We start from the raw sequence: 13,806 nt of genomic DNA, 5'->3' as shown, positions 1-13,806 counted from the left end.
CATTCACATCGTCGGCGTAGCTTCCATGACAGGGTGCAGACGGCAGCGTTCAACCTGGCACGAGCTGACCTGGCGGGCGCTCCGGGCCGGGTTTGGCCTGCTGTTGTGCCTGTCCTCTGGTCAGATGGTGCCTGCCCGGAAAACAGGTGCCGGGGCAAAGCCGGCTGCGCCGGTCCGTCCGCCAGCCGTCCCAAGTGCGTCGGCCCCGATGACGTTTCTGCCCGGCGCACACACGTTTACCGATACGGACGGCCTGCCCCAGAACTCGATCATGGCGATGACCAGCGACGCCAACGGGTATCTGTGGATTGGCACGCAGGATGGGGCCGCGCGCTATGACGGCTATCAGTGGCACCGCATCAACATGCCCGGCGCAGGAACATCCAACTGGGTTCGCGCCCTGCTTCAGTCCAGAGACGGCCGGATGTGGTTTGGCACGCATGCCAGCGGCCTGTTTGCCTGGCAGGATGGGCAGTCTGTTGGTCACTACCAGTCCGGGCAGGCCGGCTTTCCCCACGATATGGTGACGGCGCTGGCCGAGGTCCCGGAAACCGGCGGCGGCGCGACGCTCTGGGCCGGAACGCCCGGCGGGCTGGCCCGCTTCGATGGCCAGCGGTGGCAGACCTTCAACCAATCCAACGCCGGCTTGCCCAGCGACGAAGTTCGCACCCTGCTGGCGACGGAACGTGGCGGACAACCCCTGCTGTGGGTGGCGACCAGTCGCGGCCTCGTTGAATGGCAGGACGGGCAGGTGCAACGCCTCCATTCCACCACAACAGAAGCCATGCCAGCCGATGACATCCGGGCTTTGGGTGAAGTGCGTGAACCCGACGGGACACGTACCCTGTGGGCCGGTTTTGCCAACCATGGCGTGGCAACCTACCGCAACGGGCAATGGCAGGTGGTGCGGGAAGACTTTGGCGGCACAAAGCAGATTCGGAGCTTGGCCGTGACCTACCAGCCGGATGGGACTGCGACGGTCTGGGTCGGCACGAATGGCGGCGGCCTAGCCGCTTGCCAGAACGGAAACTGGACGCTCTACAATACGGATACGCAGGTCATCCCCAACAGTGAAGTCACCTCGATATATGAGACCCGAACAGGGAATGGCCCGCCGCTGCTGTGGGTTGGGACGAACAGCGGTGGACTGGCGTGCCTCCGGCTTGGGTCTTGGCAGCGCGTCAACTTTCCCCCGGGGATGATCCCCACCGTCGGGGTCAAAGCCCTGCTGGAATACACGGAACCGGATGGCTCCCGCACCTTCTGGATCGGGACGCGCAACCACGGCGCGGCCCGTCTGCGGCAGGGGCGCTGGGAAATCTTCCAGATGGAAAACAGTCCGCTCCCCAGCCGCTTTGTGTCGTGTCTGCTCAAAACCGACCGCGTCTCCGGCGGCCCGGCCGTGTGGATCGGAACCGCCACCGGCGGTCTGGCGCAGTTTCAGAACGGACAATGGACGGTATTCAACCGGGAAAATGGGGCGCTGCCCGACAACGGCATCTGGAGCCTGCTGGAAACGATCGATGAAAACGGGACACCACGGCTGCTCGTGGGCACGGAAAAAGGCGTAGCCGTGTGGCAGCAGGGGCGCTGGAGCCGGTTTCCCCTCGCCGAGTCGGGCGTGGGCAATGAGTATGTGACCGCCATGCTCGCCACCCCGGAACCGGAAGGCGGGCTGCGCCTGTGGTTCGGCACCTTTGGCGGCGGGGTGGCCACGCTGTACCGTGGGCAGTGGACAGTGTACAACCGCGCCAACGGCACACTTTCCAGCGACGTGGTGCGCTCCCTGCACGTGTTGGTGGACGGAAACCGGCGTACGCTGTGGGTCGGCACCTACGGCGGCGTCACCGTCGGTGAGTGGCAGGAAAACGGCATCAAGTGGCATACCCTGAATGACAGCACCGACCCGGCGCTCCCGAACAACGTCATCTATGAAATCCGTCACGACCGGCAGGGGCGCATCTACCTGTTTACGAATCGCGGTGTGGCGCGTCTGACGCCGGATGCCGGCCAGGGGTGGCGTCGCCCACGACTTGAAACCTTTACCACCGAAGATGGCCTGCCAAGCAACGAGTGCAACGGTGGGTCGGCGCTGTGCGACAGTGAAGGCCGCCTCTGGATTGGCACCGTGGCCGGTCTGGGCGTTTTTGATGAGCGCCTTGAAAACCGGGAATACCAGACAGCACCGCCACGTCTTGTGCGCCTGCTTGTCAACGGGCAGCCCCGGAAGTTGGAGGCGCGCCTGGCACTCCATCACGGGGAAAATGAGGTGACGTTTGAATATGAGTTGCTGGGTTTCTTTCGCAGCGCCGAAACCCGGTACTCAACACAACTCATTGGTTATGAGTCACATCCGACGCCTTGGACGCCTGACCGTCGGCGCACCTTTGCCAGTCTGTCGCCCGGCACCTACACCTTTTGGATTCGCAGCCGGGACTACCTTGGTCACGTGCAGGAAGTGACGACAGCTTCCATCACCATTTCCCCGCCCTGGTGGGTGCGCTGGTGGGCCTTTACGCTCTATGCCCTGGCGTGTGTGGCGCTTGGTCTCGGCATCATGCAGTGGCGGGTGTATGTGCTGCGCCAGCGGACACTCGCCCTCGAAGCCAAAGTGGCCGAGCGGACGGCGGCTCTGGCTGCTGTCAATCAGGACCTGGCTGAAAAGAACCTTAAACTGCTGGAAGCCAACCGCGACCTGGCGCGCAAGAACGAAGAACTCGACGAAGCGCAACGCCGCACCGATCTGGTGTTCAGCGCCCTGGCAGAAGCCCTGCCCGGCAAGGTGCTCGATGGCAAGTACCGCCTGGATGTGAAGATCGGTGCCGGTGGCTTCGGTGTTGTGTATGAAGGCACGCAGCTTGCCCTCAACCGCAAGGTGGCTGTCAAGGTGTTTCGTCCGATGGCTGGCAACGATTCTCCCCAGGCGCTGGAGCGTTTCCGCCGGGAAGGCATTTCAGCCTGTCGCGTCAATCACCCGAACGCCGTGGCCGTGCTGGATTCCGGCGTGTCTGCGGAAGGGATTGCCTACATCGTGATGGAGCTGTTGCGGGGCTACTCGCTCTCCGACGAGTTGCGGCGGTATGGCACATTGTCCCCCACCCGGTGCGCCGAAATTCTCATTCCAGTGCTCGATGTTCTCGATGCCGCCCATGCCGAAGGTGTGATCCACCGCGACATCAAGCCCGACAACATCTTTCTGCACCAGACAAAAGACGGCGAGGTTGTCAAGGTTGTGGATTTTGGCGTAGCCAAGCTGATACGGGAAGAATTGTCGGGCGAGCAGCTCGTCAGCGCGCTGGGCGTCGTCGTGGGCACGGCCGCCTATCTGGCGCCGGAGCGCATCAATCATCTGGCTTATGATGGGAGGTCGGATGTCTATGCCGTCGGGGTAATGCTGTATCAGATGCTGACGGGACTGCTGCCCTTTATCAGCGCCAGCGGCTTTGTCGGTATCGCACTCCAGCATCTGACCCACAACCCCCGACCGGTTCACGAGGTCGTGCCCGACGTTCCACTGGAACTCAGTCGTCTGGTGGCGCAAGCCATGGAAAAGGACCCGGCCCGGCGTCCTACGGCGCGTGAAATGGCGGTGGCCTTGGGGAGCTATCTGACCAAATCCACTGCCGTCAACAGTCGTGGTTTTCCGAAGGTGACACCGGACACGCCGCCTGATGATGATCCTTTCAACGCCCCAACCCTCATCAGTCAGCCCTGATTGCCGTTGGGGAACGTGCTGCGGTCGGCCCAGTGGGCTATTGCTGTCCAGACCTGCAACCTTTGCCATGTCAGTCCCGTCGTGCGTTTCATCTGGCCGCCTGCCCGCCATGGCGGGCAGGTTTTGCCTTCGGCGCGCGATGGCCGGCCAGGCGCTGACGGCTGTCCTGGTGGCCCTGCTGGTGACGGTCTGCCTGATAGGGTTGTGGGCAACATACACTCTGCGCAGCGCCTATGACCGGGAGGCGCAGCACCGGACCCGGGCTGAAGTGCAGTTGACCGCATACCGCCTGGCAGCCCGCTTCACGGCGGGGCAGTTCATCACCGAACCGCTGACACCTGATTGGCTTCCGTCTGGCCTGACGATGGCCGTCGGCATCTATGACCACCTGGGGCAGCGGCGTACCGTGGTCGTGCGCAATGACCCGACCGGGGAACTCGCCCTGCCCGACAACCTCGATGTGGCCAACTCTGACCGGGAAGAGACCCGGTACCTGCATGGCGTTTGGGTACTCACGGTTCCGTTGCACAAGGCTGATGGTGAACGGCTGGGCCATCTGCACCTGCTGGCGCGCCATCGCCAGGCGCAGCTTTCAGGCGTCGTCCTGCGTGTGGCCTACGAACTGCCGCTGTGGCTTGTTATGGGCGCGGCGGGACTGTGGTTGGCGCGTTCCGTTTTCCTTTCGGGACGGTCGTCCGCGCGCTCTTACGCCAACCGGCCGGCTTCCGTCGAGTTTGTCATGGCCGGCTATCAGGAAGTCATTGACCGCCTGCAATCGGCAGGACGGGAACTGGAACGCCTGCGCACCGATGCCGAACACCGCGCCCTGGTGCAGACCGAGTTCAGCGACCGGCTGATTGCGAGTATTCCCGATGCGCTCGTCGTCGTGGACGAGCACGGTACGACCGTGTTGGCAAATCTGACTGCCCAGCGTTTGTTTGGCCGCCCGCCGGGGATACCGTTTCGAGAATTCTTTGCCGATGTGCCGGACCTTCAGAACCTGGTGGCGGCCGGACTGCAGGACGGGAGCGTACGCCGACAGTCCGACATCACGGTGCTCATCGGCGGCCATCAGCGCACGCTTGAGGCCAGTGTTGCCCCGATTCCTGGCGCTGCGAGCGTCCTGTGTCTGATTGCCAACATCACCGAACTGGCCGCGTTGCGAGCTACAGCGCAGGCCAGGGAGACCCTGACGAGTCTGGGGGATATGGCCGCTGGTATCGCCCACGAGTTCAAAAACTCGCTGGCCACGATGGATGGCTACGCCCGGCTGCTTATGCAGGACGTTCCCGACAACCCGGCCGCCCGGGCGTTGCGGGATGAAGTCCGGCATCTGACGCAGGTTGTCTCGGATTTTCTGACCTTTGCGCGCCCATTGCGCCCCGTTATGGCACCGGTTGACCTGGCCGGCGTGGTCGAGGAAGTCGTCACCCTGCTGCGGGAGGACTTCCGCCGACGGGAGGTGACACTGGTATTGCCGGAGTCGCTGCCGGTCATTCCGGGCGATGCCGCTCTGCTGCGGCGCGCCTTTGAGAACCTGTTTCGCAATGCGCTGGAGGCGATTCCCGATGACGCACCGGTACGGGAAGTGCGGCTGCGCGCCATCACCGGCCCGGAAGACGTCACACTGCTGCTTGAGGATTCCGGCACTGGCTTTCCGCCGGAAGTCGCGGCCAACCTGTTCCTGCCCTTCTTTACAACGAAAAAGCAGGGCCACGGGCTGGGGTTGGCCATTGTTCGGAAAATCATCGTCAGTCACAATGGGCGCATTGAAGCCTGCAATCTTCCCGCCGGTGGAGCGCAGTTTCGTATCTCGCTACCGTTGCGGATTGGTGTTGAAAAGTGAGGTGTTCTGCATGAGCCTGCTGTTGAGTCTGTTTCTGACAGGCGGTTTGGAGGTGATGCTGGCGGCCCCTGATCCGGCTTCCGCCCAATCACCGGCACCAACGACCGGGAAAAAGAACCGCCGGTCATCCCGGAAACCTGCGCCCAAGGCACCGCCACCGGAGATGCCGCCTATGGAGGATTTACCTCTCGGGGCCCAGGACCTGTTGATGACGAATATGGGCGTGTCCCGGAATCCTTCGTCCGAAAACCCAAGTCGCCTGTCCGCACCGCGGCCGATGGACAACTACGATTTCGGCGCACCACCGCCACGTGGAGAAAATGGCGAAGATGCGGACGCACCGGCCGCTGAAGACCCGGAAGAAACCTGGCGGCGTGCTGTTGAAGAAGCCCGGCAGGAGTTGCGTGAAGCCGAGGAAGAAAAGCAGCGGCAGGACAATGCCGATAGTCCGGTGTCGCCAGAACAGGATGCCACCCCGCGTGTCATCAAGGCGCGCCAGACGCTGCGCCGTTTGCTCGAAGAAGGTAAGGCCAAGCGGTACCGCGAGCAGCCTGCCGAAGGACAGCCCTGAGATGGAATTGACATGGCCACCGCCCCGGCAGACATTTTGATTGTCGAAGACAAGGATGCTCTGCGTCAGATGTGGCGGCTGACGCTGGAGCGTGCCGGTTACGGCGTCGTTGAGGCAGCCGATCTGAAACAGGCCCGGCAGGCCCTGCGGCGGCAGCCGCCGACCGTTGTGCTGACCGACCTGCGCCTGCCCGATGGCACAGGGCTGGAGGTGCTTCGCGCTGCCAAGTCCCTCGACCCGGACGTGCCCGTGGTTGTCCTGACGGCTTATGGCTCCATTGAGGAAGCCGTCGCCGCCATGAAGGACGGCGCGGAAGACTTCCTGCAAAAGCCGGTTGATCCTGACCACCTGCTGCTGGTGCTGGAGCGCCTCGTGGAGACACACCGCCTGCGGCGCGCCTGCCTCCTGATGCGCGAGGAATATGCCCGGCGCTATGGTTTTCCGCGCATCATCGGCGATTCCCCGGCCATGCAGCAGGTCGGACAGCAACTGCAACGGGTCGCCCCCACGGAGACGACCGTCCTGTTGCTTGGCGAGTCCGGCACGGGCAAGGAACTGTTTGCGCGCGCCATTCACCACCTGAGCCACCGGCGGCAGGCGCCGTTTGTGGCCATCAACTGCGCGGCGATCCCTGAAACCCTGGTCGAAAATGAGCTGTTCGGCCATGAGAAAGGCGCTTTTACCGGCGCGGACGGGCGGCAGGTGGGAAAGTTCGAGCTGGCACGCGGTGGGACACTGTTTCTCGACGAAATCGGCGAGTTGCCCCTGGCCGTCCAGTCCAAGTTCCTGCGCGCGCTGGAATCCCGCACCATTACACGCATCGGGGGAGGGCAGGAAATTGGTGTGGATGTCCGCGTTGTGGCGGCGACCAACCGGGACCTCGCCGCAGCCGTAGCGGCCAGGACTTTTCGGGAGGATTTGTACTACCGGCTGGCCGTATTCACGCTGGAAATCCCGCCGCTGCGTGAGCGGCGGGAGGACATTCCGGCGCTGGCGAACTACTTTGCCGAAAAGTACGGCCGCGAAATCCGCCGCCGCCGGGTCACGCTTTCCCCGGCCGCCCTCAAAGCCCTTCAGGACTACGACTTTCCGGGCAACATCCGCGAGCTTGAAAACTGCATCGAGCGGGCCTGCATTCTCTGCGAAGGAACAACACTGGAGCCGGAGGACCTGCGGTTGCCGACGGCTACATCTCCGGCCGGGCGCCGCCGCCGAAGCTGAGTCCGTTCTGCGCAAAGATTTCGACGGGGCTGTGGTCAGGGCAGGTGGCCAGCAGGTGGGCAAAGCTCTGGTGAAGCTGTGGATGCTGCGCGTCCGGGATGAGATCACACAGCGGCGTCAGGACGAACCGCCGCTGATGCAGCCGGGGATGCGGCAGCGTCAGGGCGGAATCTGCGGAAACCAGAAACACACCGTCTGCGGTCTGGCAGAGCAGGATGTCCACGTCGAGCGGCCGCGCACCCTTTGGGACGGTGCGAACCCGCCCGGCTTCGGCTTCCAGCCCAAGGCCCTGCGCCAGCATGGCTTCCGGCGTCAGGTCAACCGTCAGTTCGAGCACGGTATTGAGAAACCAGGGCTGCTCCAGGTAGTCCACCGGAGCCGTGGCATACCAGTTGGCGCACCGCCACTGCCTCGCGCCGGTGGTCAGCCGTTGGATGGCACGGGTCAGCAAAGCCACGCGGTCGCCAAGGTTACTGCCGAGTCCGAGATAGAACGTGTGATATGCCACGTGTCTTACACCAGAAGGACTTGCTTCCTGCCTTCAGGACATGCGATTGAAAGGGTGTGGTCTGAACGGCCTCCATCCTGCCTTTACCGAGCTTCTCCTGCGCATGTTTGCCACACCACCGGCAGAAATCTTCGAGCCTTACGAGCGGCTTATTCCGATTGAAGTGCTGGGACGGGTGGTGTACGTCCCGGAAAACAACGTCATTCTGCGCGGCTTCCAGTTTCTCGACATGGAAGGCATTTCGTACGGTGATTTCTGCTGGAACGGTGACTGTACAAACTGCCAGATTCGGTACTTCCGCCCCGGCGAAGACCGCGAGCGTCCGGCGCTTTCCTGTCGCATTCGGGTCCGTGAGGGGATGCGCATTGTCGGCCTGAGTCCGCATATCCGCCTGCGTTGCCTGAGCGGCAGCGAGCCGCCATCAAGCCTCACCGCCGCGTCGGGGTGAGTTTGAAGGTCAACCGCTGCCCGTTGCGCTCGACGACGATGTCCACTTCCCGGTCGGGTTCGAGTTCCTGAAGGACGTAGGTGTAATCGTACACGCTTTTGATGTCGCGTCCCGCCAGTCCCACGATGACATCGCCGGCTTGCAGTCCGGCCGCCGCGGCCGGGCTGCCCTCACGGACGCCGGCGAGTTTGACGCCGCTGATTTCGGCGGCGTAGTCAGGAATCGTCCCCAGTGAAACCCGAAATCCGCCACGGGCGCGTTCTGCCCGGTCGCCTGCCTTGGGTGCGACAAAATCCGGCGGCGTGGGCAGATTGACCGTGGATTGAATAACATCCCCAATCAGCGCCAGAACCTGCCGCTCACCGGCGTAGTTGATTTTGTCAGGTGTATCCGAAGGACGGTGATAGTCCGGGTGGCTGCCGGTAAGGAAAAACAGCACGGGGATGTTGCGCTTGTAAAACGAGGCGTGATCACTGGGGCCGAAGCCGCTTTCGCCGAGGGAAAGTTCCAGCCCGTGGCGCGTGTTGGCCTCGGCCAGCAATGGCCGCCAGACTGACGATGTGCCGACGCCCTGCACCGTCAGCCGGTTGTCGCGCAACCGTCCGATCATGTCCATGTTGAGCATGGCGACTATGCGTTTGTCGCGGGTGGTGGGATGGTCCACGAAGTAAGCCGAGCCGAGCAGTCCCTTTTCTTCAGCCGAAAAGGCGATGAACAGCAGGCTGCGCCGGGGTCGGTTGCGTGCGGCGGCAAAACTTCTGGCGAGTTCGAGCAGTCCGGCCGTGCCCGAAGCGTTGTCATCCGCCCCCGGATGCACGTCACCTTCGCGGGGCGCCAGCGAGTTGGGTCCGCCGCGGCCCAAGTGGTCATAGTGTGCGCCAATGACAACGACTTCGTTGCGCAGCGCAGGGTCGCAGCCTTCCAGCCAGCCGATGATGTTGTCGGCTGTCTTCCGTTCCTTGATAACTTCCGTCTGAAGGCGCAGCCGCCGGTCGGAAAGAAGCTGGGTTTCCGGCTGGCCCGTCGTGGCAATCTGGCGTTCGATGTCCGCCACGGGACGGCCGAGCAGTCTGGTCGCCCAGGCGCGACTCACTACGGCGCAGGGAAAGCCGGCGTCTCCGAAGGCGTCGTCATAGCGCAGACGGGCGACTTGCGAGCGTTGGAAATCATCATCTTCGGCGATGACGAGCAACCCTTTGGCGCCTTTGTTGCGCGCCGTGGTCGCCTTGTAACGCAGCGACAAAAACGCCCCGAACTTCGTGTGGGGATTGGAGCCGGCCGGGCTGTAGGGGAGCACCACCACCAGGCGGTCTTTCACGTCCAGCATCGCATAGTCGTCGTACTGCGCCTCTTTGGCCGCCGAAATGCCATAGCCTGCCAGAACCGGTTCGCCTTCGATGACTCCGTTGGCCGTAAAGGCCAGCGGGCGGAAATCCACATCCGGTCTGGCTGTCAGCCGGACGCCGGCAACCGTCGCCGTCAGATGGTTGTTCCGCCCCATGCGGACACTCGCCACGAAGCTGAACGGTTGCCGATACCCCCGACTGCCGAGCGGCCGTAGCCCGGCGAGCTGAAACTGGGTGATAATGTACTGCGCTGCTTTTTCCGCGCCTGGCGTGCCGGGGAGGCGTCCTTCCAGCGCCTCGGAGGCAAGATAGCCGATGTGCCGGCGCAGGTTGGTTTCAACGGCAGCATCGGCAGGAAAAACCTCGACGTGGCGTGCCAGCGGCGGTGCCGCCAGACCGAGCACCAGCAGTGTGACGAAGAAGAAACGAAAAACGGAACGGGACGCGGCGTTCATGGCTCGTTTGCGATAAGTCCCCCAAGCTGGAATCTGGCACCTGATGCCTGCCCGCCGGCAACGGGCTGGTGGCTGGAAGGCGCGGGTTGCTGGGTTGGAAAAACATTCAGGAAGACGAAAACCTTATGTCAACGTATGACCTCATCATCATTGGCGCTGGCCCTGCCGGACTGACGGCAGCTTATGCGGCCCGCCAGTTCCAGCTCGACTATCTCGTGCTGGAGCGCGCTGCCATTGCGCAGACCATTGCCGAATATCCAATCGGACGGACGCTGTTCTCAACGCCAGATGAAATTGAACTCATTCCGGGAACCCTGCAACCCAGGTTTGGCCCCAAGCCCACCCGTGAGGAAGTGCTGGCGTATTACACCCGGCTGGCCACCCGCGAACTGTGTCTTCCGATTCACACCTACGAACCGGTGCAGGCCATTCTCCCGACCGGAACGGGATTTCAGGTCATCTCCACCAAGGCGGTGTATGAAGCACGCCAGGTCATCATCGCCACCGGCGGTTTCGGTCATCCCTACCGGTTGGGGGTGCCAGGTGAAACGCCAGCGCGTGTTTCCTATCGCTTCGTGGAGGCTTTCCCCTACGCCGGAAAGCGGATTCTGGTGGTGGGTGGCGGAAATTCGGCAGCGGAAGCCGCCTTGGATTTATGCCGCGCCGGTGTACAGGTGGACTGGTCACTGCGGCGTCCTACGCTCGACCCGCATCCTGATGACCCGGATCAAGTTGGTATCAAACCATGGGTACGCGCGCCCCTGATGGAATGTGTCGCCCAAGGCGAGTTGACCATCCACTATGCAACGACCTGCATCGAGGTTTTACCCAATGCGGCGCGGTTGCAACACGCTGACGGCACAGTGGACGAAGTTCCGTGTGACCATATTTTTGCCCTGCTGGGAGCGAAACCGGAGGTGTCCTTGCTGGCAGCCGCTGGCGTGACGATTGCCGCCGACGGGCGTCCGGTCTATGACCCCGAAACGAATGAAACCAATGTGCCGGGACTGTATGTGGTCGGTCATCTGACCCGTGAACTCCACATGAAGAACGCGACCGTCGTTCCGCGCCGCGTCGTGGAGGGCATTGCCCAGAAGCTCACTCGTGCAGGCTCGGCAACTGGCTGAAGTCGAAATCCTGCGCGTAGTCCGAAAAATGAACGGCGACGCCGGGGTAGTCCGCCTGGCAGTGCTGGCAGTAGTAGTTGCCATCATCGGCCCACCACAGGTCCTTGACGTAAAAGGCAACATAGCAACTGGCGCACCGCTGAATGCGACGGCCAAACTTTTCACGGGCTTCATCAGGTGTCATAAGGGTATTGCGTCAGGCCACAAGTGGCCGCCGTGTACTCAGGTTATTTGGACTGAACAGGCTGTTGCCAGGCCGTCACGGCCGTGTCAGGTCAAGGGTGGCATCACCGTCTGGGGGCGGAGGCGTCTCGTATGGGCATCATAGCGTCCAACGCCAAGGAACTGACCTGTGTCGTCGGTGACAGCCAGCCCGACTTCCGGTGTGACCGGGAAGGGTCGCTGCCGGGGATCGCCTGCGAGGATGTCATCCGGGGAAATGGCAATGACCTGCCCCTGGATGAAGCGCCGTGCCTGCTGGGCATCCAGCGTGACCCGCGGCCAGCCACGCAGCAGGTCAAGCGGTGACAGCAGCTTGTCCGTCCAGTTGCCGGTGATGACACACCGTTGCAGGTCTTCGAGTGTCAGGGCTTCCTCAATCGTGAAGCCATCCACGGCTGTGCGGTGCAGGGCGACAAGATGCGCTCCGCAGCCGATGCGCTCGCCGATGTCGTGGGCCAGCGTGCGGATGTAGGTGCCCGATGAGCAGGTGACATCACATTCGACAATCGGATTGCCGTGCTCATCCTGCCGGAGGATGCGGCCTTCCACATCCGGGATGAAATCAAAGCGGAACACCTCAATGGGCGTTGCCGCCCGCACCACGACCTTGCCGGCCCGCGCCAACTGATAGAGCGCCACGCCGTCAATCTTCTTGGCTGAGTACATGGGTGGCGTCTGCATCTGCCGGCCCAGAAACGTCCGGGCCACCTCACGCAATCGGTCTTCGGTCAGGTCTTTGGTGGAGCGTGGCGGTGTCAGGGGCTTGCCGGTCAGGTCCTGCGTATCGGTGGCGAAACCAAAGCGTAGAACGGCCCGGTAACTCTTGGAAGTGTCCGTCAGAAACCGTGAGAGGCGGGTGGCCGGGCCAACGCACAGCACCAGCAGGCCCGTGGCGAACGGATCGAGCGTGCCGGTATGCCCGACACGCTTGATGCCGATGAACCGCCGAACCAGGGCCACCACGTCATGTGAGGTGACATTAGGTGGTTTGTTGACGAGCAAACCCCCGGAGAGTATCTGGGACATTCAGAAACGCCCACCACAATCAACCTGAGTTGTAACAGCGCTGTCAAAACCTAGCGGAAGGACGTTGCGACACCAAGTGTTTTTCGATGTCGGTCGTTTCCTGGTCTGGCTTCCGGCGGCGCTAGATGAACATTTCTTCGTCCTGGTAGGCGCGGTCAACGGTTTTTCGCTCCGGTGTCAGCAGCACACTGAGAAACGTCTTGACGGCAGTCAGCACAGCCGAAATTTCCTGTACCGGGCGCAGGACATCCTGCTGGATGATGGAAGCTGTGTCATCAATGCGCAGCGCCGTCCGTGAGGCAACGTGGGCGTAGGTGTCCACCTGGGTACGCAGTTGTTCGGAGGTGTCTTTGACGAGCGCGGAGATTTCGTGGGCGCTTTCAGTGGTGAGGCGGGAAAGTTCCCTGGTTGTTGCCGTGACGGCGGCCAGACAGGCCTGGGTTTCGGTTTTGATCGTCGCCGTCGTGTCCCGTACCAACACCGTCGTTTCACGGGCAATGCCCAGCAGTTCGTTGGTGCGCACGAGAATCGGGTTGATGGCCTCGGCCGTAGCCTGTGCCTTCTCGATGATCGGCTTGGCCGAGGTCAGAAGCTGGCGTGTCTGCTCAACAACCGGGTCAGTTTTGACGCGCACCTGCTCGACCAGGCTTATCACTCTGGTGACGAGCCGGTAGAGAACAATGAGCAGCGCCAACTGAACGATAAAGACAACGACCAGTGAAACGCTGATGACGATCTGGAAAATTTCATTCGTAATCACAGCTCACAACCCACACAGAGTGAAGCATCGGTTTTGCCCCGGCAGGCATGGTCACCAAAACAAGGGGCACGCCGGCAACAGCCATCCGGGACGGATGGCTTCTACAGGGCCGGTTCGCTATCCGTCGTTTCCTTTGGATTCAGGGCCAGCGCCTCGGCTTTCTTTTCACGGTACGCCTGTTTGCCGGCCTCGATGGCTGCTGCTACCCGGTCACGCTGTTCGTCAAGCAGTCCTTTCCCTGATTCGAGCAGATGAGAGGCCTTTTCCTTGCCCAAGTGGTACAACTCCGACGTCTTCTCACGCCCGCTGGTGTACAGGTGCGAGGCCTTCTCGCCCAGGGCCTTGGCGCTTTCCGTCGTGTAATCAATGCCGCGCCGGGTGGCATCACTGATGTCACTGCGCAGTTCCCGTCCTGACTTGGGGGCAAAGAGCAGCGCCACCAGCGCCCCGATGCTGGCGCCGGCAAGAAAGTAGGTGATTTTGTTCGAGCTTTCAGACATGGCGAAAAGTCCTCCATCTTGGGGATGCGATGCTGGCTGACGCACAACGGAGTGTGAGAAA

12 protein-coding genes are annotated in these 13,806 nt (G+C 62.4%); 6 read left to right on the top strand and 6 right to left on the bottom strand.

What is annotated here, in order from left to right:
- Positions 1–25: 25 nt before the first annotated feature.
- The 4 genes from CABTHER_RS15830 to CABTHER_RS08465 all read left to right on the top strand — a co-directional run bounded on the left by CABTHER_RS15830 (position 26) and on the right by CABTHER_RS08465 (position 7,353).
- Positions 26–3,715: a protein kinase domain-containing protein gene (locus CABTHER_RS15830; protein WP_014100211.1), complete on the top strand. Its 3,690-nt coding sequence runs from the start codon at positions 26–28 to the stop codon at positions 3,713–3,715.
- Between the two features lie 109 nt (positions 3,716–3,824).
- Complete coding sequence (locus tag CABTHER_RS08475; RefSeq protein WP_187288359.1) at positions 3,825–5,561, top strand: sensor histidine kinase; 1,737 nt, start codon at positions 3,825–3,827, stop codon at positions 5,559–5,561.
- Between the two features lie 10 nt (positions 5,562–5,571).
- Positions 5,572–6,132, top strand: a complete 561-nt coding sequence (locus tag CABTHER_RS08470) for a hypothetical protein (protein ID WP_014100209.1) — start codon at positions 5,572–5,574, stop codon at positions 6,130–6,132.
- Positions 6,133–6,144: 12 nt separating this feature from the next.
- Positions 6,145–7,353, top strand: a complete 1,209-nt coding sequence (locus CABTHER_RS08465) for a sigma-54-dependent transcriptional regulator (protein WP_014100208.1) — start codon at positions 6,145–6,147, stop codon at positions 7,351–7,353.
- Here CABTHER_RS08465 and folK read toward each other — a convergent pair.
- Entirely contained in the window at positions 7,319–7,861 is a 543-nt protein-coding gene (gene folK, locus CABTHER_RS08460; RefSeq protein WP_014100207.1) for a 2-amino-4-hydroxy-6-hydroxymethyldihydropteridine diphosphokinase, read from the bottom strand. The genes CABTHER_RS08465 and folK overlap by 35 nt on opposite strands.
- Positions 7,862–7,964: 103 nt before the next feature.
- On the opposite strand from folK, the gene CABTHER_RS08455 reads away from it, so the two are divergent.
- Positions 7,965–8,309, top strand: coding sequence for a hypothetical protein (locus tag CABTHER_RS08455; protein WP_014100206.1), 345 nt, complete (start codon positions 7,965–7,967; stop codon positions 8,307–8,309).
- Here the strand turns inward: CABTHER_RS08455 and CABTHER_RS08450 are convergent.
- On the bottom strand, positions 8,290–10,110 hold the full coding sequence (locus CABTHER_RS08450) for a M20/M25/M40 family metallo-hydrolase (RefSeq protein WP_014100205.1): 1,821 nt from the start codon (positions 10,108–10,110) through the stop codon (positions 8,290–8,292). The two genes, CABTHER_RS08455 and CABTHER_RS08450, sit on opposite strands and share 20 nt — an antisense overlap.
- Positions 10,111–10,235: 125 nt before the next feature.
- Here CABTHER_RS08450 and CABTHER_RS08445 point away from each other — a divergent pair, with 125 nt between their 5' ends.
- Positions 10,236–11,237 carry an NAD(P)/FAD-dependent oxidoreductase gene (locus CABTHER_RS08445; protein ID WP_148263994.1) on the top strand — a complete coding sequence of 334 codons (1,002 nt, stop codon included), beginning with the start codon at positions 10,236–10,238 and terminating at the stop codon, positions 11,235–11,237.
- On the opposite strand, the gene CABTHER_RS08440 is transcribed toward CABTHER_RS08445, so the two are convergent.
- The 4 genes from CABTHER_RS08440 to CABTHER_RS15825 form a co-directional block, all read right to left on the bottom strand.
- On the bottom strand, positions 11,209–11,421 hold the full coding sequence (locus tag CABTHER_RS08440; RefSeq protein ID WP_014100203.1) for a hypothetical protein: 213 nt from the start codon (positions 11,419–11,421) through the stop codon (positions 11,209–11,211). The genes CABTHER_RS08445 and CABTHER_RS08440 overlap by 29 nt on opposite strands.
- An 86-nt stretch (positions 11,422–11,507) precedes the next feature.
- The gene (gene truB / locus CABTHER_RS08435) at positions 11,508–12,485 is read right to left on the bottom strand and encodes a tRNA pseudouridine(55) synthase TruB (RefSeq protein WP_081464806.1); all 978 of its coding nucleotides are present in this window, start codon (positions 12,483–12,485) and stop codon (positions 11,508–11,510) included.
- A gap of 121 nt (positions 12,486–12,606) precedes the next feature.
- Positions 12,607–13,245 (bottom strand): hypothetical protein, encoded by a 639-nt coding sequence (locus CABTHER_RS08430; protein ID WP_014100201.1) that lies wholly within the window; start codon positions 13,243–13,245, stop codon positions 12,607–12,609.
- Between the two features lie 101 nt (positions 13,246–13,346).
- Positions 13,347–13,745 (bottom strand): YtxH domain-containing protein, encoded by a 399-nt coding sequence (locus tag CABTHER_RS15825; protein WP_014100200.1) that lies wholly within the window; start codon positions 13,743–13,745, stop codon positions 13,347–13,349.
- Positions 13,746–13,806: the final 61 nt, after the last annotated feature.

The organism is Chloracidobacterium thermophilum B (assembly GCF_000226295.1).
GTDB lineage: Bacteria > Acidobacteriota > Blastocatellia > Chloracidobacteriales > Chloracidobacteriaceae > Chloracidobacterium > Chloracidobacterium thermophilum.
This window is presented reverse-complemented; position numbering and strand designations above follow the sequence as displayed.